The sequence below is a fragment of the Bradyrhizobium ivorense genome (assembly GCF_900696085.1).
Classification (GTDB): domain Bacteria; phylum Pseudomonadota; class Alphaproteobacteria; order Rhizobiales; family Xanthobacteraceae; genus Bradyrhizobium; species Bradyrhizobium ivorense.
Genome location: NZ_CAADFC020000033.1, coordinates 123,625 through 141,461, shown reverse-complemented (window position 1 = coordinate 141,461; position 17,837 = coordinate 123,625). Strand labels below are relative to the sequence as shown.

Annotated in this window: 19 protein-coding genes; 11 read left to right on the top strand and 8 right to left on the bottom strand. The window is 64.5% G+C overall.

Annotated elements, in window-relative coordinates; all coding sequences use genetic code 11:
• Nucleotide 1: 1 nt before the first annotated feature.
• Nucleotides 2-1,219: an NAD(P)/FAD-dependent oxidoreductase gene (locus CI41S_RS39100; RefSeq protein ID WP_139864332.1), complete on the bottom strand. Its 1,218-nt coding sequence runs from the start codon at nucleotides 1,217-1,219 to the stop codon at nucleotides 2-4.
• A 168-nt stretch (nucleotides 1,220-1,387) separates the two neighbouring features.
• Between CI41S_RS39100 and CI41S_RS39095 the strand changes: the two genes are divergently transcribed.
• The 3 genes from CI41S_RS39095 to CI41S_RS39085 all read left to right on the top strand — a co-directional run bounded on the left by CI41S_RS39095 (nucleotide 1,388) and on the right by CI41S_RS39085 (nucleotide 3,998).
• Nucleotides 1,388-2,365, top strand: a complete 978-nt coding sequence (locus tag CI41S_RS39095; protein ID WP_172628371.1) for an amidohydrolase family protein — start codon at nucleotides 1,388-1,390, stop codon at nucleotides 2,363-2,365.
• A 55-nt stretch (nucleotides 2,366-2,420) separates the two neighbouring features.
• The gene (locus CI41S_RS39090) at nucleotides 2,421-2,855 is read left to right on the top strand and encodes a hypothetical protein (RefSeq protein ID WP_139864330.1); all 435 of its coding nucleotides are present in this window, start codon (nucleotides 2,421-2,423) and stop codon (nucleotides 2,853-2,855) included.
• A 180-nt stretch (nucleotides 2,856-3,035) separates the two neighbouring features.
• Nucleotides 3,036-3,998, top strand: a complete 963-nt coding sequence (locus CI41S_RS39085; RefSeq protein ID WP_139864329.1) for a Bug family tripartite tricarboxylate transporter substrate binding protein — start codon at nucleotides 3,036-3,038, stop codon at nucleotides 3,996-3,998.
• Nucleotide 3,999: 1 nt separating this feature from the next.
• On the opposite strand, the gene CI41S_RS44800 is transcribed toward CI41S_RS39085, so the two are convergent.
• Both CI41S_RS44800 and CI41S_RS44795 read right to left on the bottom strand, forming a co-directional pair.
• A complete protein-coding gene (locus tag CI41S_RS44800) occupies nucleotides 4,000-4,305 on the bottom strand; it encodes a MaoC/PaaZ C-terminal domain-containing protein (RefSeq protein ID WP_244626854.1) in 306 nt (101 codons plus the stop codon).
• Nucleotides 4,306-4,349: 44 nt separating this feature from the next.
• The gene (locus CI41S_RS44795; protein ID WP_244626829.1) at nucleotides 4,350-4,853 is read right to left on the bottom strand and encodes an FAS1-like dehydratase domain-containing protein; all 504 of its coding nucleotides are present in this window, start codon (nucleotides 4,851-4,853) and stop codon (nucleotides 4,350-4,352) included.
• A 199-nt stretch (nucleotides 4,854-5,052) separates the two neighbouring features.
• On the opposite strand from CI41S_RS44795, the gene CI41S_RS39075 reads away from it, so the two are divergent.
• Nucleotides 5,053-5,955 carry an SDR family oxidoreductase gene (locus tag CI41S_RS39075; protein WP_139864328.1) on the top strand — a complete coding sequence of 301 codons (903 nt, stop codon included), beginning with the start codon at nucleotides 5,053-5,055 and terminating at the stop codon, nucleotides 5,953-5,955.
• Between the two features lie 49 nt (nucleotides 5,956-6,004).
• On the opposite strand, the gene CI41S_RS39070 is transcribed toward CI41S_RS39075, so the two are convergent.
• Nucleotides 6,005-6,529 carry a MarR family winged helix-turn-helix transcriptional regulator gene (locus tag CI41S_RS39070; protein ID WP_139485236.1) on the bottom strand — a complete coding sequence of 175 codons (525 nt, stop codon included), beginning with the start codon at nucleotides 6,527-6,529 and terminating at the stop codon, nucleotides 6,005-6,007.
• 212 nt (nucleotides 6,530-6,741) lie between these two features.
• Here CI41S_RS39070 and CI41S_RS39065 point away from each other — a divergent pair, with 212 nt between their 5' ends.
• The 3 genes from CI41S_RS39065 (at nucleotide 6,742) to CI41S_RS39055 (ending at nucleotide 10,222) form a co-directional block, all read left to right on the top strand.
• Nucleotides 6,742-7,623: an SDR family oxidoreductase gene (locus CI41S_RS39065; RefSeq protein WP_139864327.1), complete on the top strand. Its 882-nt coding sequence runs from the start codon at nucleotides 6,742-6,744 to the stop codon at nucleotides 7,621-7,623.
• 46 nt (nucleotides 7,624-7,669) lie between these two features.
• Nucleotides 7,670-8,470, top strand: coding sequence for an enoyl-CoA hydratase/isomerase family protein (locus CI41S_RS39060; protein ID WP_139864326.1), 801 nt, complete (start codon nucleotides 7,670-7,672; stop codon nucleotides 8,468-8,470).
• 126 nt (nucleotides 8,471-8,596) lie between these two features.
• Nucleotides 8,597-10,222 (top strand): AMP-binding protein, encoded by a 1,626-nt coding sequence (locus tag CI41S_RS39055; RefSeq protein ID WP_139864325.1) that lies wholly within the window; start codon nucleotides 8,597-8,599, stop codon nucleotides 10,220-10,222.
• Nucleotide 10,223: 1 nt separating this feature from the next.
• Here CI41S_RS39055 and CI41S_RS39050 read toward each other — a convergent pair whose 3' ends face one another.
• Nucleotides 10,224-11,027 carry an enoyl-CoA hydratase/isomerase family protein gene (locus CI41S_RS39050; RefSeq protein ID WP_210242735.1) on the bottom strand — a complete coding sequence of 268 codons (804 nt, stop codon included), beginning with the start codon at nucleotides 11,025-11,027 and terminating at the stop codon, nucleotides 10,224-10,226.
• Between the two features lie 136 nt (nucleotides 11,028-11,163).
• On the opposite strand from CI41S_RS39050, the gene CI41S_RS39045 reads away from it, so the two are divergent.
• On the top strand, nucleotides 11,164-12,039 hold the full coding sequence (locus CI41S_RS39045) for an SDR family oxidoreductase (RefSeq protein WP_139864323.1): 876 nt from the start codon (nucleotides 11,164-11,166) through the stop codon (nucleotides 12,037-12,039).
• An 11-nt stretch (nucleotides 12,040-12,050) separates the two neighbouring features.
• Here CI41S_RS39045 and CI41S_RS39040 read toward each other — a convergent pair whose 3' ends face one another.
• Nucleotides 12,051-13,064 carry an NADP-dependent oxidoreductase gene (locus tag CI41S_RS39040; protein WP_139864322.1) on the bottom strand — a complete coding sequence of 338 codons (1,014 nt, stop codon included), beginning with the start codon at nucleotides 13,062-13,064 and terminating at the stop codon, nucleotides 12,051-12,053.
• 125 nt (nucleotides 13,065-13,189) lie between these two features.
• Between CI41S_RS39040 and CI41S_RS39035 the strand changes: the two genes are divergently transcribed.
• Genes CI41S_RS39035 through CI41S_RS39025 form a run of 3 tightly spaced genes read left to right on the top strand, consistent with a single transcriptional unit; the run spans nucleotide 13,190 to nucleotide 15,697 of the window.
• Complete coding sequence (locus CI41S_RS39035; protein WP_139485248.1) at nucleotides 13,190-13,642, top strand: MaoC family dehydratase; 453 nt, start codon at nucleotides 13,190-13,192, stop codon at nucleotides 13,640-13,642.
• Nucleotides 13,639-14,520 carry an HpcH/HpaI aldolase/citrate lyase family protein gene (locus CI41S_RS39030; protein ID WP_139864321.1) on the top strand — a complete coding sequence of 294 codons (882 nt, stop codon included), beginning with the start codon at nucleotides 13,639-13,641 and terminating at the stop codon, nucleotides 14,518-14,520. The genes CI41S_RS39035 and CI41S_RS39030 overlap by 4 nt, the downstream gene beginning before the upstream one ends.
• A complete protein-coding gene (locus tag CI41S_RS39025; protein WP_139864320.1) occupies nucleotides 14,513-15,697 on the top strand; it encodes an acyl-CoA dehydrogenase family protein in 1,185 nt (394 codons plus the stop codon). Before CI41S_RS39030 ends, CI41S_RS39025 begins: the two co-directional genes overlap by 8 nt.
• Nucleotides 15,698-15,733: 36 nt before the next feature.
• On the opposite strand, the gene CI41S_RS39020 is transcribed toward CI41S_RS39025, so the two are convergent.
• Nucleotides 15,734-16,879 carry an acyl-CoA dehydrogenase family protein gene (locus CI41S_RS39020; RefSeq protein WP_139864319.1) on the bottom strand — a complete coding sequence of 382 codons (1,146 nt, stop codon included), beginning with the start codon at nucleotides 16,877-16,879 and terminating at the stop codon, nucleotides 15,734-15,736.
• Between the two features lie 23 nt (nucleotides 16,880-16,902).
• Nucleotides 16,903-17,832 (bottom strand): 3,5-dioxohexanoate:acetyl-CoA acetone transferase, encoded by a 930-nt coding sequence (gene kce / locus CI41S_RS39015; RefSeq protein ID WP_139864318.1) that lies wholly within the window; start codon nucleotides 17,830-17,832, stop codon nucleotides 16,903-16,905.
• Nucleotides 17,833-17,837 lie beyond the last annotated feature (5 nt).

Here is a 17,837-nt window from a genome sequence, read left to right as displayed (position 1 = left end):
GTCATGGTGCCCTCAACGCGGTGCGCAAGTCGTAATCCGGTGATTCCAGATCAGCGCGCTGTGGCTTTGCATTAGCCGCAATGATCCGCCGCAGCATGGCCAAGTCCTTGGCAGCATTCACCGAGAGCGCGCCGACAAGCTCAGTGCCGCGCATGGCAATGATCGAAAACCGGCCGCTGTCCGGATCGCCGCGCGCAATGTGTTCGGCGTCGCGCATGTCGCCGGCGACCTGGATGTTCAGGTCGTATTGATCGGTCCAGAACCACGGCGGGTCGCTGTAGTCCCGCGTCTCGCCGATCATGTTGGCGGCGACCGCGATCGCCTGGTTCTGGGCATTCGCCCAGGTCTCGACACGGATCGCGCGGCCGTGACAGCGGCTCCATTGCAAGGCGGCATCGCCGGCGCAGAAGATACCGGGAGCCGCAGTGCGGCCGCAAGCGTCCACCGCGATGCCGTCGGCGACGGGCAGACCAAGCCGGCTGGCCAGGTCGCTTGAAGGGCAGACGCCGATACCGATCAGCACCAGATCGGCTGCGATCTCCGCGCCATTGCTGAGCGTCACGGAGCGCGCGGAGCTTCCCGTCACCGTCGCACCGAACACGAACGTGACGCCGTGATTGCGGTGCCTGTCGGCAACGAGGTCGCTGATCACGATGGGGAATGCGCGCGCCAGCAGCCGCGCTTCATTCTCGATCACCGTGACATGGCAGCCGCCCTTGGCGGCTGCGCAAGCCGCTTCCAGGCCGATGACGCCGCCGCCGACGATCACAGTGCGCGATCGCGCCCGGATATGGCGGCGGAAACGGAGCGCGTCCTCGACGTTGCGCAGATACTGAACCTCGAGTTGCGTGTCGTCGAGCGCGGGCAGCCGTCGTGGCCGCGTGCCGGTCGCAAGCAGAAGGGCGTCAAACGGAAAGCGGCGGCCGTCCGCCGTGGACACGATGCGGCGATCGGCATCGCCATCGATCGCAGCAGAGCCGGTCTGGATTCGGATATCCAGCGCTTCGTTCCAATCTTGCGCCTGCTTGATGTAGGCGACAGGCACGTCAGCGGACTGCAGCATGGCCTTGGACAGCTGCGGCCGCTCGTAAGGAGGGTGGGGCTCGTCGCCGATCATCGTGATCGACCCCTTGAAGCCGCGCGCCCGCAGCGCTTCGGCGGCGCGCGCTCCGGCCTGACCGGCTCCTGCGATCACGATGTCGTTGATCGTTCGCGCCACGTTCGCTTCGCTCCCTGATCGCTAGGTTGGTTAGATAGTGCACTAGCATACGAATAATGGATTGCATAGAAAATAAAAACAGTCCAACCTGCTTGTAAGTAGGCAAGCTCCCCTTGCGGGAGCTTGTCGGCGCCGAGTGCAGCGCAAAAAATCCGCCGAGGAGACGTCGTGGTCGAACCGATCGACACCCATACCCATTTCGTTCCGCAGCACATTCCGGCGGAACCAGGTCGCAACCCGCTTTGGCCTTCGGTCGAGCTCCGGGATGCATCGGCGGCCGTCATGGTCGGCGGCAAGGTGTTTCGCGTGGTCGACTACCGAAGCTGGGACGCCCATCGCCGGCTCGATGATATGGCGGCCGACGACGTCGATGTGCAGGTCGTCTCGCCGATGCCGGAATTGCTGTCACATTGGTTTCCATCCAGCGACGCGGACGCACTGTGTCGTCATGTCAATGCGGGAATCGCTGCCCTTTGCGCAGAACATCCGCGGCATTTCATCGGGATCGGCATGGTTCCGATGCAGGATGTCGCGCTCGCGGCGCGGCGCATGGAAGAAATCAAGTCGCTCGGTCTGCGCGGCATCGAGATCGGCACGCATATCAACGGCATGCCGCTCGGCGATGCGCGCCTCAACGAGGTCTATGCCGCGGCGGAGCAGGCAGGTTTGATGGTGATGATCCATCCGCTGCATCCGCTCGGGCTGGAGCGGATGGGCGGCCGTCCGGAGCTTGCGGCAGTGGCGGCATTCCCGCTGGAGACGGCGTTTGCCGCGGTGTCGCTGATGACGAACGGAGTGCTGGAGCGGTTTCCAAAATTGCGGGTCCTGCTCAGCCATGGCGGCGGTGCGTTGTCCTGGCTGCTGCCACGGCTATGCCACGCCTATGGCATGGGGCCGCCGCTGCGGAGCCTGTTTCCGAGAGACCCGACGGATGCCGTGCGGTCCTTTTACTACGACACGATCCTCTACGATGGGCCAGCGTTGCGCTATTTGGCCGACAAGGTCGGGACGGATCGCCTCGTCGCGGGCTCCGACTATCCGTTCACGGTCAAACAGGACAAGCCCGCGCAGTTTGCCGAGAACGCCTTGTCGATCGGGCGTGCAGCACTGTCGGCCAATGCCGCGCGGCTGCTCGCGCTCGGGTAGGGAGGAGAATTTGGCCCGCTGTTATTCCAATCGGCAGTTCTGCTCACTTGGTCCCTTGCCGCCGCGCACGCCGGCACGGCCGGATCCGCAGGTGCCGAAAGACACCAAGCTTGGTCCATGCGCGCACGGCAAGATCGGCGCGTTCTACTTCTATGCCGATGGTTCGACGGACGATCCCGCCTTCGGCTTCTGCGACATCGAGCTATCGGTGCAGCGGGTGACCGAGAACACAATGCGGCTCGAACTCTACTGCATTGCTGACGGCTATCAGAGCGCGCGAGGCGTAGGCGCCCGGCATCCATTGAAGCTCGCGGTGCTTGCCGGAGAGACGGTGTTGGGCACCGCGAGCTGGCATTTTCCGGACGTGATCTGCGGCCATGCCGATCCCATGCATTTTGCGGCCGACATTCGGCTCGACGACGGGCTCTTCGCGAATCTCGATCGCGTCGAACTGAGCCGCACCAGCGGCGAATCGGAGCCGTGCGGATAGCCCGTCGTGTGGGGCAGCAAGGTCAGCTTCGGCATGGTACGGCAACAAACCGGACAGCTGTCCTGTAAACAGACGTTCTTATCAATCGTAAGATAGAGTACGATTGGAACAAAGCGGGACTGCGGTTCGAGGCTGAGCCGCGCATGGAAACGTCAAGCGCTTCAGGCTGAAGGAGAATTCATGCGGCTTCGTGTTGCGATCGTGATGTGGCTGATCGCCGTTTTGATCGGCACACCCGCGTCGGCGGAAGTCTATCCATCGCGGCGCATCAATCTGATCGTGCCGTTCCCTGCGGGCAGCGCCACCGATGCCGTGACGCGGCGTCTTGCGGAGAGCATTCGCACCGAGACCGGGGCGACCGTGCTGGTCGAGAACAAGCCGGGTGCCGACGGCAATCTGGCGGCACTCGCCGTTCTGAAGGCGGATGCCGACGGCTACACGGTGTTCGTGACCACGAACTCGACGCAGTCAGCCAATGTCAGCCTGTTCAACACGATGCCCTACAACCCCGCGACCGACTTTGCGCCTGTGGCAGGGATCATGACCATTCCGATGATGCTGGCCGTCAAGCCGGAGTTTCCGGCCAAGACCGTTGCCGAATTCATCGCGCTGGCGAAGTCGCGGCAGAAGCCGCTGTCATTCGGTAGCGGCAACACGTCGAGCCGGGGTGCTGCGGAATTGTTTCGCGCCCGGGCCGGGATCGAGATGCAGCATGTGCCGTACCGTGGGATGCCGCAAGCGCTGACCGACGTGCTGGCGGGGCAGATCGATTGCGTGTTCGCCGACCCCGCCAGCGCGCAGGGACTGATCCAGGACGGCCGGTTGCGCGTCCTTGCCGTGACGAGCAGCGAGCGGCTGGCAGGGATGCCCGACATCCCGACCCTGGCGCAAGCGGGCTTGTCCGGCGCTGAGCTGGCGGCCTGGGTCGGCGTGTTCGTCCGAACCGGAACGCCTTCCGACATCATCGCTAAGCTCAGCCAGACCGTGCTGGCCTTCGTAAACAACAAGGAGACCGCGAGCTATCTGGCGTCGGTGGGCGCCAAGCCGTTCCCAGCGGGGCCCGATGCGCTACGGGCTTTCGAGGAGGCTGACACGCGGCGCTGGGCAGAGATCGTCGCGATCGCCAAGATTGAGAAAAAGTAGCTCAATCGCGCAACACGGCCGTTCCCCGATCGAGCACGACGACGTCGCGTTCGATCACCCGTGAGCGGAAACGGACCTGGCCGTCGTCAGCGAAAAATTCCGTCCTGATCGTCTCACCCGCGAACACCGGACGGCTGAAGCGCGCCGACAGCAAGACAAGACGTTTGGCTGCGCCATCAGCGAACGTGGCGAGAACGGCGCGCGTTGCCACGCCAAGCGTGCACAGGCCATGCAGGATTGGTCGGTCGAAGCCGGCCTTGGCCGCGGCGTCGGGATCGGCGTGGATCGGACTGTAGTCACCGCTCAGCCGATAGATCAGCGCGCTCTGCGGCAGCGTCGCGATATCCCTGGTCAGCGTGGGGGCCGTTCGGAAATCGCTGCAGGCTCGGTAGGGGCATCGCCGAACCCGCCACAGCCGCCGTCGCCGCGCAGGAAGAGCACGCTGCGCACCGTCGCCAACCTTGCGCCGGTGCTCGCGTCGGCGAGCGTCTTGACGAGGTGAAGGATCGCGCCCTTGCCGGCGCCCTTATCCGCCACAGCCGCGATCTGATAGCTGGCTCTCACGGTGCCTTCGGGTGGGATCGGATGGTGGATTTCAAAGCTCTGCTCGCCGTGCAGCAGCTTGAGCCAGTCGATGCCGAGCTCGGGCCGTTTCGCCCAGAAGCCCGGATGGGCCAGCACGCAACAGATCGACGGCACGGCACGGAGATTTGCTTCGTAAACGAAGTCGAGCTGCGCCGGATCCAGGGGATCGGACCCATAACCGAGGCCCAGCGCATAAAGCATCGTATCGCGGCGGGTGTAATTCTGCGTGACAGGCTCGAAGCGAAGATTTCTGACGGCTTCAAGATTCAAGGCGTCCTCCCATACCTGCCAGCGCGACTGAGCATCGCGCTGCCGCAAAGGCAGTTGCAATGATATCATATCATATAATACAGTAGTGTACAAAATAGAAGCGGGCCGGCTCCACCGATGCGTTTCGAGGGCGAGACCTGGCACCTGTTCGGTGACGTCATGAGCGGCGCTGCGAAGAACTGAAAGAGGGAGACGACGAATGGGACGACTATGTGCCGGACGGGTCGCGATCGTGACGGGCGGCGGCCGGGGACTCGGGCGGGAATATGCGCTGATGCTGGCGGAGCAGGGCGCCAAGGTCGTCGTCAACGATCTCGGCAGCACCGCGGCGGGTGAGGGCGCCGATCTTTCGCCCGCCCAGCAGGTCGTCGATGACATCAGGCGCGCCGGCGGCGAGGCCATCGTCAACGGCAACGACGTCAGCGACTGGGCGGGCGCCAAGGCGCTGATCGACGCCGCAGTCAACAGCTTCGACCGGCTCGACGTGCTCATCAACAACGCCGGGATCCTGCGCGACCGCATGATGGTCAATATGAGCGAGGCGGAGTGGGACGCCGTGATCAAGGTGCATCTGAAAGGCACCTTCGCGCCGTCGCATCATGCCGCGCAGTACTGGCGCCAGCAATCCAAGACGCAGGGCAAGCCGGTGAGCGCCCGCCTGATCAACACCTCGTCGGCCTCCGGGATCTTCGGCAATGTTGGCCAAAGCAACTACGGAGCCGCCAAGGCGGGCATCGCCGCGTTCACGATCATCAGCGCGATGGAGCTTCGGCAGTACGGCATCACGGTGAACGCGATCGCCCCCCGCGCGCAGACCCGGATGACGGAGGGATTGCGCGAGCGGACCGAGGAGGAGATCAAGCGGCGGAATCCGCGCTGGGTCGCCCCGATCGTGGTCTGGCTCGCGAGCGAACAGTCCGGCGAAGTAACCGGCCGCGTGTTCGAAGCGGGGGACGGAATCCTGAAGGTTGCCGAAGGCTGGCATGCCGGCCCAGGCATCGATCCCGTCGAGGACCCGAACGAACTCGGCCCCAAGGTCCTGGAGATGGTGCGCAGAGCGCGTCCAAACGCCGACATCTGGGGACGCGACATCGCTTCATAGCGATCTGCGAAACTCCTCCCGGAGTGCACTCGGGGCGGGCGGATAGGCCTTAAGCCGCCGCCCGCTTCTTCTTCCGGGTCTTGGCAGGCTGGGCCTCTTCCTCTTCGTCGTTCGCGCCACTGGGGGTCTCACCGTCGGACATGGCGATGAGATTGTGCTTCATGGCGAGCAGCGCCTCGGATGCCGCCTCGAGCTGCTTGCGGTCGATGCCGTTGACGATTTTGGCGTTGAACTTGTCGGTTTCCTTCCGCAGCTTCTCAAGGAAACCGCGCGCCTGCTTGGTAACATAGACGCGCTTGACGCGCCGATCGACCGGATCGGCCTGGCGCAGCACGAAGCCGGACGCCTCGAGCCGGTCAATCAGGGCGCCGACGGCGACCTTGCCGACATCGAGCTCATTGGCGAGTTGGGTCTGGGGCAGGCCGTCCTTGCGCGAGATGAAGGCCAGCACCCACCATTGCGAGCGGGTGATCCCGAGCGGCGCCAGCGCGCGGTCGAACATCATCCTCCTGAGCCGCGACACGTCGTGGATGAGATATCCGAGCCGGAGATCCCAATCGGGCTGTTCAACCATTGATATTTCCCTTCCAGGCCCATTCGGGCCGCCGGTTCACTAATACCATACACCAGCGTATTTTAAAGGGAAGGCCGTAGGAATGGGCAGAAAAGCTTCGAATCAGGTGCCAGCGGCGGATTTACAAAAGAAGTACGCTAGTGTATTAATATCGCCGATGGCGGCCAGGCGAAGCTGCCGCAGAGGATCAGCCACAGGGAAGGAGCCACCCCATGTTCGACGCTGCGGTGCTCAAGGGAAAGCGCATCCTGATTACCGGCGGCGGGACCGGGCTCGGCAAGGAGATGGCGGTCGGCTTCGCCGGCCATGGCGCCCACGTCTATATCTGCGGGCGACGCAAGGAGGTGCTCGAGCAGGCTGCGCAGGATATCCGCGCGCGGTCAAAAGGACAGGCGTCCGCGCTGCTCGCCAATGTGCGCGACCCCGACAGCATCGAAGCGATGATGGAGAGCATCTGGGCGGAGGGGCCGCTCACCGGTCTCGTCAACAACGCCGGCGCGAATTTTCTGGCGCCGACCGAAAGCCTGTCGCCGCGCGGCTATGAGGCGGTTCGCTCGACGGTGATGGACGGCTCGTTCTACGCCTCGCTCGCCTGCGGCAAGCGCTGGATCGCCGCCGGCCTGCCGGGCGTCATCATCAGCAACCTCGTCACCTGGGTGTGGACCGGATCGGCCTATGTGGTGCCGGCGGCGATGGCGAAGGCGGCCGTGCACGCCATGACCATGTCGCTCGCAGTCGAATGGGGCCCGAAGAACATCCGCGTCAATGCCATCGCACCGGGGCCGTTCCCGACCGAAGGCGCCTGGGACAAGCTCAATCCGCTGGCGGTGACCGGCGTCGGCGCGACCCAGGCCGACGAGGTGCCGCTGCGGCGCTTCGGCAAGATGGACGAGCTGCGCAATCTCCTGATCTTCCTGATGTCGGACGGCTGCAGCTACATCACCGGCGACACGATCAGCATCGATGGCGGTCACCATCTGGCGGCGCCGAGCACGTTTGCCGGGCTTTCCAAGCTCTCGCCGGCCGATTGGCAGCGGGCGCGGGAGGCCATCCAGGCATCTGTGCAGAAAGAGAAGCAGGCGCGATCGATCTGAGCCTCAGCCAACCGACGTTACGCAAACGCCTTGGAAGGGAGAGCCGATGGGACTGGGGATTGCGACCAAGAGTTTCCAATGCACCATCGAGGATGAGCTGGCGCACATTGTGCTGGATCAGTCCACCCGCGGCAATCCGATCGACGGCGATTTCTGTCGCGAGTTCGCGCTTGGCATCGCCGAGCTGAGCGAGCGTGCGGACGTTCGCGCGGTGCTGCTCTCGGCGCGCGGACGGCTGTTCAGCGTCGGTGGCGACCTGATGTCGCTGGTCAAGCAGAGCGACGCCCTGCCGGGAACGATCAAGGCCTGGACCGCCGACATTCATGTCGCGATCGCCCGGATGGTGCGCATGCGCGCGCCGGTCGTCGCTGCCGTCCACGGCAATGTCGCGGGCGGAAGCGTGTCGCTGATGGCCGCGGCCGATCTCATCGTGATGGCGGAATCGGCGAAAATCTCCGCGGCATTCTCCAGGATCGGCTTCAGTCCGGACAGCGGATCGACGACCACGGTGACCCGACGGATTGGTGTTGCGCGCGCGAGACGGTTCTTCCTGCTCGGCGAGACGCTCGATGCCGCGACCGCGCTGTCGCTTGGCCTTGTCGACTTCGTCGTTCCGGACGGCGCGGTGCGGGCCGAGGCTGCGCGGATCGCAACGGAGCTCGCCGCCGGGCCGACCGAGGCGTTCGGCGCGATCAAGCGGCTGTTCTCCCAGACCAATGACCGCTCCTTCGAAAGTCAGCTCGAGGAGGAGGCGCAGACGCTGGCCGCGATTTCGCGAACGGCGGATGCGCAGGAGGGCGTCCGCGCCTTCGTCGAGAAACGCAAGCCGATGTTCTCGGGGAAATGACCCGCGACGCTGCCGCAAGCGACGATCTTGCGCATTGGCAGCCAATCATACTCTGCAATAACGTACACACATGAACCAATAACCGGCGGCGAAGCCGGAGTAGACACGACACCGCAGGAGGGAGAAATGACCGTGGTCGCCGCCATACGAGACACGTTCGACGCGAGCTTTCGCGAAGCCGGCTATTGGCTCGACAAGACCGTCGACCAGTTCCTGACGGAGGCTGTCGCGAAAATACCCGACAAGGTCGCCATCGTCGCGGACCGGGCCGATCGCGACCAGGCGCCGCGTTTCACCTACAGGGAATTGAACGATCTTGCCGATCGCGCCGCGAGCTCGCTGCTGCGGCTCGGCGTCGGGCGCGGCGACGTCGTCACGGTGCAGTTGCCCAACTGGTGGGAGTTCGTGGTCACGGCCTTTGCCTGCAGCAAGATCGGCGCAGTGATGAATCCCGTGATGCCGATCCTGCGCGAGCGCGAGCTGCTCTACATCTTGAATTTCTGCGAGGCGAAGGTCTTCATCGTGCCGAAGAGCTATCGTGGATTCGATTATGCCGCGATGGCGCACGGCATGCGCACCGAGCTGCCGCATCTCAGGCACGTGATCGTCGCCGATGGTGAGGGCGAGACCGGCTTCGAGCGCATTCTGTTGTCGTCGGAGGTGTCCGGGCTGCCGTCTGGCTTGCATCCGGATGACATGGCCGTGCTGATGTTTACATCGGGCACCACGGGCGAGCCGAAGGGTGTCATGCACACTTCGAATTCGCTGATCGCCTGCTGCAAGGCGCTGTCGGGCCGGTTCGGACTGGATTCCAATGATGTGCTGCTCGTGGCGTCTCCGGTCGGTCACATGACGGGCTATGCCGCCATCGTTCTGCTCTCGGTCTATCTCGGCGGCACGATGATCCTTCAGGACGTCTGGGAGGCCAGGCGCGGCGTCGGCCTGATGGCGCGCGAGGGAGTCACCTATAGTGCAGCTTCGACTCCATTCCTCAGCGACATCTGCGACGCGGTCAAGGTTGGTGCGCCGCAGCCGAAGAGCCTGCGCTCCTTCCTGTGCGGCGGCGCGCCGATCCCGTCGGTCCTGATCGAGCGCGCCGCCGGCGAACTCGGTCTGACCGTCTGTTCGCTCTGGGGCATGACCGAAGTCCTGTCGGGCACGCTCACCGAGCCGGCGCGTGCGGCGGAGAAATCGGCGAGCACGGATGGCCGCGCGCTCGAAGGCATGGAGGTCAGGATCGTTGACGCCGACGGCAGGCCCTTGCCGGCCGGAGAGTCGGGCCGGTTGCTGGTGCGCGGCGCCCAGATGTTCAAGGGCTACTACAAGCGGCCGGAGCTGCAGACCTTCGACAGCGACGGCTGGTTCGATTCCGGTGATCTCGCCTACATGGATGGCGATGGCTACATCCGGATCTCCGGCCGGGTGAAGGACATCCTGATCCGCGGCGGCGAGAACGTGCCCGTCGTCGAGATCGAGAACCTGCTCTACAAGCATCCTGCCGTTTCCGGCGTGGCGGTGGTCGGATTTCCTGACGCCCGGCTCGGCGAGCGTGGCTGCGCGTTCATCGTTCCCCGCGGCGGAAGCACGATCGATCTGGCGGCAGTGCAGGCCTATCTTGGCGAGGCGAAGATGGCGAAGCAGTTCTGGCCGGAACGCGTGGAGCTCGTCACCGAGCTTCCCCGCACGGCGAGTGGCAAGATCCAGAAATTCAAGCTGCGCGAGATCGCCGTCGCGTTCTCCGACGCGAAATAGCTTACTGATCGTGATAGGTCGGAGACCGTCGTTCGCGAAACGCGGCGACGGCTTCCGCGTGGTCATGCGTCTCCAGCAGGATGACCTGCTGGCGGTCCTCCATCATCAGCGCCGCATCGAGGCTCGGCGCATCGATCAGTGTGTTGAGAGCCTGCTTGGTCATGCGCAGGCCCATCGGCGAAACGCGCAGCATGTCTTCGGCGAACGCCATGCCTTTTGCGAGGAGCTCTTCCGCCGGCACAATGTCGCTGACCAGGCTGATCGCCTTGGCACGCTCGGCCTTGATGAAGCGCCCCGTGAGCAGGAATTCCGAGGCTACCGACAACCCGACCAGGCGCGGCAGCAGATAGCCCGAGCCCATGTCGCAGCCGCCGACGCCGATCTTGATATAGGCGGCGTTCATTCTTGCATCGGGCGCGGCAAAGCGGACGTCGCAGGCGAGTAGGAAGGAGAAGCCCGCGCCGCAGGCTGCGCCGTGGGCGAGGCCAATGATCGGCTGCGGGCAGGATCGCATCAGGCGGATCACGCCGGAATAGTTCTGCTGCATCTTGAGCTGGCGTTGCGGCCGGCCCTTGCCGGGTGCGGCGAATGCATCCGAGCCGAGTTCGGCGCCCGCGGAGAACTGAGTGCCGTTGCCGCGCAGGATCACGACGCGCGTCGTTGGCCGGTCGTGCAGGGCAGAGAAATAGGCGGTGAGTTCCGCGATCATGTCAGGCGAAACGGCGTTGAGCTCGGCCGGACGGTTCAATGTCAGGATGTCGATCGCGCCCTTCGTTTCGGTCGTGATGGTGTTGGTTTGCGCCACGTCTCGCTCCCATCGTTCATTGTCCTTGGAGATAGTAATAAAGTGTACTATCATCGGGCGCAATGCTCGCCGAAGCCTCCTGTGGCCAAAAGACAGGGGGCAATAACCGGCGTTGAAGAGCTTCAGGGAGCCAGGGATGCCGTATCAATCCGTGTTCAGGCCGGATCTGTTCAAGGGCCAGACCATCATCGTGACCGGCGGCGGCAGCGGCATCGGGCGCTGCACCGCGCACGAGCTCGCAGCGCTGGGCGCCAACGTCGCGATCGTCGGGCGGACCATGGAGAAGCTCGTCGAGGTGCAGCGCGAGATCGAGGAGGATGGCGGGCAGGCGATGAGCCATGCCTGCGACATCCGCGATGAGACGATGGTGGTCGGCGCCGTCGATGCAGTGCTGGCACGCTACGGCCGGATCGACGGTCTGGTCAACAATGCCGGCGGGCAATTTCGCGCGCCCTTGAAGGCGATCTCGACCAAGGGGTTCGAAGCCGTCGTGCGCAACAATCTGACCGGCGGCTTCATCTTCATGCGCGAGGTCTATAATCGCTGGATGGAGGCCAATGGCGGCGCGATCGTGAACATCATCGCCGACATCTGGCACGGCTGGCCCGAATTCGGCCATTCGGCTGCGGCGCGCGGCGGCATGTTGACCCTGACCGAGACGGCCGCCTGCGAATGGTCGGCCTCGGGCGTGCGCGTGAACGCGGTGGCCCCCGGCGGCATCGTCTCCAGCGGCTTCGATACCTACACACCGGAGATGCAGAAGAAGCTGCACGATTTCACCGAGCGCGTGCCGCTGCAACGGTTCGGCACCGAGGCCGAGATTTCGGCCGCCATTGCCTATCTGCTGTCGCCGGCGGCGGCTTACATCACCGGCTCGTGTCTGCGCGTCGACGGCGGAACGCCCAACGCGCGCACCACCTGGAAACTCGAGCCGCACAGCCGCAGCGTGCCGTTCGAGGGTTTTCATCGCGTGAAGCTGCCGGAGGTGATGAAACGCAAGGCCAGCGCGTAGCCCGGCCGCGTTCAGTCGACTTCGATGATCAGCTTGCCGTGGTTCTCGCCGCGGTAGAGTTTTGCGATCGCGCCGGGAGCGTGCTCCAGACCCGGTAGAACCTCCTCGTCGTGAACGATTTTGCCAGCCAACGCGAACTCGGCGAGCCGCGCCGCGGCTGCTTCGAACTCGGCGAGATGATCGAAGATGATGAAGCCGGACCAGCGCAGGCGGCGGGTGAGAATTTCGCGCTCGGGGCGCGGGCCGGTGGGCACAGGGGTCCAAGATGCGTTCGCGGCCGTGCCGCACTGGATCACCCGTCCGCGTAAGCGCATGGTGCGAATGGCCGCGTCGGCGATCGCGCCGCCGGTATTATCGAAGAAAATGTCGTTGCCGTCAGGGCAGGCCGATCGGATCGCGGCGCCGAGATCGACCACTTCGCGATAGTTGATCATGTCCGCGTAGCCGTAGCGCGCTTTCGCGAACGCGGCCTTCTCGGCGGAACCGGTCAATCCGACCGCACGGCAGCCCACGATCCGTGCTAACTGGCCGACAAAGCTCCCGACGCTGCCCGCCGCGGTCGACACCAGCACCTGCTCGCCGGGCTTGGGATCGCCGAGGCCGTGAAAGGCGAGGTAGGCGGTGATGCCATTCATGCCGAGCACGCTGAGATTGGCGCTGAGCGGCAGGCTCGACGGCACGACGCGGCGCAGCACCGCGTCTGGCGTCGCAACGCAATAGCGCTGCCAGCCGAACCATCCGTAGACGTGCTCGCCCGTACGATAGTCCGGGACATTGCTCTCGATGACCTCGCCAACCGCGAGCGCGCGCATCGGGGTGTCGAGCGGCACCGGGGCGCTATAGTTCCCCTCATCATTGGCCCATCCGCGCTGCGCCGGATCAACCGACAGATAGCGGTTCTGGATCAGGAGCTCGCCCTTGCCGGGGTCAGCCACCGGCCCCGTGAAAAGCGAGAAATGTTCCGGCTGCGGGATGCCGCGCGGCCGGGCGGTCAGCCGGACCTGCCGATTTTCGCGAACGGACATGAGCGTTCCTCATAATTAGTACGCTTGTGTACGATATGACTATACGGTAGAAAACCGGCAGGAGACAAGGAAATCCGGGCGGCGTCGCCGCCGGCAACCCTGCAAGACGCACAAGAGGCAACGACATGGCGGGGCTCTATTTCGAGCAGTTTTCGGTCGGACAAACTTTTGTCCATGAGATCCGGCGCACGGTGACCGATATGGACAATATCCTGTTCTCGTCGCTGACCTACAATCCGGCGGCGGTGCATATCGATCACGACTATGCCAAGGGCACCGAGTTCGGAAAGCCCTTGATGAATTCGATCTTCACCCTCGGGCTCATCATCGGGTTGTCGGTGCAGGACACGACGCTGGGAACCACCGTCGGCAACCTTGGCATGGAGGACACGCGATTCCCGAAGCCGGTGTTTGCAGGGGACACGCTGCGCGCCGAGACGAAGGTCGTCGCCGTGCGCGAGAGCAAGTCGCGGCCGACGCAGGGCATCGTGACCTTCGAGCATCGCGGCTTCAATCAACGCGACGAGGAAGTGGTGTATTGCCGCAGAAACGGCTTGATGATGCGGAGGCCGGCATGAAACTGCGCTCGCTCCTCTTCGTACCCGCCGACAGCGAACGCAAATTCGCCAAGGCGGACGGCATCGGCGCCGATGCCTTGATCCTCGATCTCGAGGATTCCGTAGCACCGAGCCGGAAGGCCTTTGCGCGCGACGCGGTCAAGAATCTGCTGGGCGGAGGTCCGAGGAACTGGTCGTTCCTGGTCCGGATCAATCCATTCGGCACCGGTCTGACACTGGAGGACCTTGCAGCCGTGGTCCGTCCCGGCCTCGACGGCATCCTGATTCCCAAGGTCAACGGCATCGAGGATGTCGATCTGGTCTCGCATTATGTCGACGCGCTCGAGGTCGCGAACGGAGTTCCGCCTGGTCATGTCAAGCTGCTGACGGTCGCGACCGAGACGCCGGCGGCGATGATCGGCTTCAGCGGCTATTCGCGCAAGAACAGGCGCCTGGTGGCGCTGACCTGGGGCGGCGAGGATTTGAGCGCGGCGCTCGGCGCGCTGACGCCGCGCGAAGCCGACGGGAGCTGGACCTTCCCCTATCAGGTCGCGCGCGCGCAGTGCCTGTTTGCAGCGGGGGCCGCCGATGCTGCGGCGCTCGAAACCCTGTATGTCGACTTCAGGGATCAGCAGGGCTTGGCGGAAAGCTGCAGGATCGCCCGCCGCGACGGCTTTGTCGGCCGCATTGCGATCCACCCGGATCAGGTCGCGACGATCAACACCTGCTTCACGCCGTCGGATGACGATCTGGCGCACGCACGGCGCGTCGTCGCCGCATTCGCGGCCGCGCCCGATGTCGGCACCGTCGGCATCGACGGCAAGATGTACGACATTCCGCATCTGGTCGCCGCGAAACGAACCTTGGCGTCGGTCGGGGAGGGCAGTTCGAATGGATAGATCCTTTGCCAATCAGCTCGACGTGCCCGAAGATCACGCTGCCATTCGCGAGGGTGTCCGGGCCGTCGTCTCGCGCTTCGATGACGAGTATTGGCTGGCGCGCGACGAGGATGGCGAATTCCCGCGCGAATTCCACCGCGCCATGGCGGATGCCGGCTGGCTCGGCATCACGATGCCCGAGGAATATGGCGGCTCCGGTCTGGGCGTGACCGAAGCCGCGATCATGATGCACGAGGTGGCGAGCCATGGTGGCGGCATGACCTCGGCTTCGGCCGTGCACATCAACCTGTTCGGGCCGCATCCGATCGTGGTGAAGGGCACGGACGACCAGAAGCGGCGCTGGGTGCCACGGCTGGTGTCCGGTGAGGACCAATGTTGCTTCGGCTTCACCGAGCCGGATGCCGGGCTCAACACCACGCGCATCAAGACCTTTGCCGAGAAAGTCCCGGGCGGCTATCTGGTGTACGGCCAGAAGGTATGGACCTCGACCGCGCAGGTCGCCAACAAGATCATGCTGCTGACGCGGACGACGAAGTACGAGGATTGCAAGCGGCCGACCGACGGCATCACGATCTTCTACACCGACCTCGACCGCTCCAAGATCGAGGTGCGCCGCATTCCAAAGATGGGACGCAAGGCGGTCGATTCCAACGCCATCTTCATCGACGGCCTGTTCATTCCGGAAGCCGACCGGATCGGTGAGGAAGGCAAGGGTTTTTCCTACATCCTGCACAGCCTCAACCCCGAGCGTATCCTGATCGCGGTCGAGGCCATCGGGATCGGGCAGGATGCGCTGCGCCGGGCGACGCGCTACGCGAGAGAGCGCGTGGTGTTCGACCGTCCGATCGGGCAGAACCAGGCGATCCAGCACCCGCTGGCCGAGAATTGGATGTATCTGGAATCGGCATGGTTGATGGCGATGCGCGCGGCCTGGCTCTACGACTCAGACAAGCCGTGTGGGGCCGAAGCCAACAGTGCGAAGCTGCTGGGCGCGCGCGCCGGCCACGATGCGGCCTGGCAGGCCATCATGACCCACGGCGGTTTCGGCTATGCCAAGGAATATCACGTCGAGCGGCTGTTCCGGGAGGTCTCGATCACGCGCCTGGCGCCGATCACCGAGCAGCTCATCCTGAGCTTCATCGCCGAGAAGGTGCTGGATCTGCCGAAGAGCTACTGACCCGCAAAGGCGCGGGCCGCGATGGCGCGGCCCGCGTCAGAGGTTGCGCGAGATCAGCTCGCGCATGATCTCCGAGGTGCCGCCATAGATGCGCAGCACGCGTGCGTCGGCAAACAGCCGGCAGATCTCGTATTCGCGCATGAATCCATAGCCGCCGAAGAACTGCAGGCATTGGTCGACGAGCCGTCCGTGCATCTCGGTGGTCCAGAGTTTTGCTGTCGATGCGGCGTAGGTGGTGAGCTCACCGCGGATGTGTTGCGCCAGGCATTGGTCGACATAGGCCCAGCCGACCTGAAGGTCCGATTTCAGATCGGCCAGCTTGAAGCGGGTGTTCTGGAACGTGCCGACCGCCTGGCCAAATGCCTTGCGCTCCAGCACATAGGCCTTGGTGATGTCGAACGCCTTTTGCGCCGACGCGATCGAGTGGAGCGCGATCGTTAGCCGCTCCTGCGGCAGCTCGCTCATCAGCGCCGCCATGGCCCCGCCTTCCGAGCCCAGCAGATTGCTGGCGGGAACGCGGACCTGATCGAAGAACAGCTCCGACGTATCAGAGGAGAGGTGGCCGAGCTTGTCGAGATTGCGGCCGTACCGGAAGCCGGCGCGGTCGGTCTCGACCAGGATCAGGCTCATGCCGCGCGACCCGCCATCGGGATTGGTGCGGGTGACGGCGATGACGAGATCGCACATCTGGCCGTTCGAAATGAAGGTCTTCTGGCCGGAGATGACGTAGTCGTCGCCGTCGCGGACAGCGCGGGTTCGAATGCCCTGCAGATCGCTGCCGGTGCCGGGCTCGGTCATCGCGATCGCGCACACGGTCTCGCCGGCGACCATGCGCGGCAGCCACTTCTTCTTCTGCTCCTCGGTGCCGTAGCTCAGGAGATAACCGCAGCAGACGTCGTTGTGAACGGAGAAGTCAGTCGCGGGACCTGCGAAGCCGGAATAGGCGAGCTCCTCGATGACGACGGCGTTATGGCGAAAATCGCCGCCGATCCCGCCATATTGCTCGGGCACCTGCGGGCAGAGCAGGCCGGCCTCGCCGGCCGCCGGCCACAGCGCGCGGTCGATGATCCCCGCCTTCTCCCATTCCTGGAAGCGCGGCGCGATCTTGGCCGCGGCGAAGCGGCGGACGCTGTCGCGCAGCAGGGCGTGCTCTTCGTCGTAGACCGGGCGATTTGGCAGCATGTCCGTCGAACCGTCTGTTGGAGCTAGAAGGCGACCGTGTCGCCGCCCTTGAGCTGGAGAATGTCGCGTGCCTCGTCGGGGCTTGCGATCTCGAGCCCAAGGCCTTCGATGATCTTGCGCACCTGCGTCACTCGCGCCGCGTTGGTCTCGGCGAGGCGGCCGGCGCCGATCCACAGACTGTCCTCGAGACCGACCCTGACATGGCCCCCCATCGATGCGGCCATTGCCGCGACCTGCATCTGGGCGCGGCCGGCGCCGAGCACGGACCAGCGGTAGTTGTCACCGAACAGGCGATCGGCCGTCCGCTTCATGTGCATGACATCGTCCGGATGCGCGCCGATGCCGCCAAGCAGGCCGAAGCAGGTCTGGATGAACAGCGGCGCCTTCACCAGCCCCTCGGTCCAGAAGTAGTGCAGATTATAGAGATGGCTGGTGTCGTAGCATTCGAACTCGTAGCGCGCGCCGGTGCCGTTCAGCGTCTCCAGTGCGTAGCGGATATCCTTGAACGAGTTGCGGAAGACGAGATCGTGGGAACCTTCCAGCATCTGCGGCTCCCAGTCGTGCTTGAACGACTTGTAGCGCTTCAGCATCGGGAACAGGCCGAAATTCATCGAGCCCATGTTGAGACTCGCGACCTCCGGCTTCCAGGTTGCTGCCGGACGGACGCGCTCTTCCACAGTCATGTAGGGCGAGCCGCCGGTGGTCAGATTGACGACGACGTTGGAGCTCTGCTTGATCACGCGAAGGAAGGGCTCGAATGCCTCCGGGGATTGATCCGGCCGTCCATCGGTCGGATTTCGGGCGTGCAGATGCACGATGGCGGCCCCCGCCGCCGCGGCGCCGAGCGCGGACTCGGCGACCTCGGCCGCCGTCACCGGCAAATGCGGCGACATCGACGGCGTATGAATCGATCCCGTGACCGCGCAGGAGATGATGACCTTCTGAGGCGCCATGATGG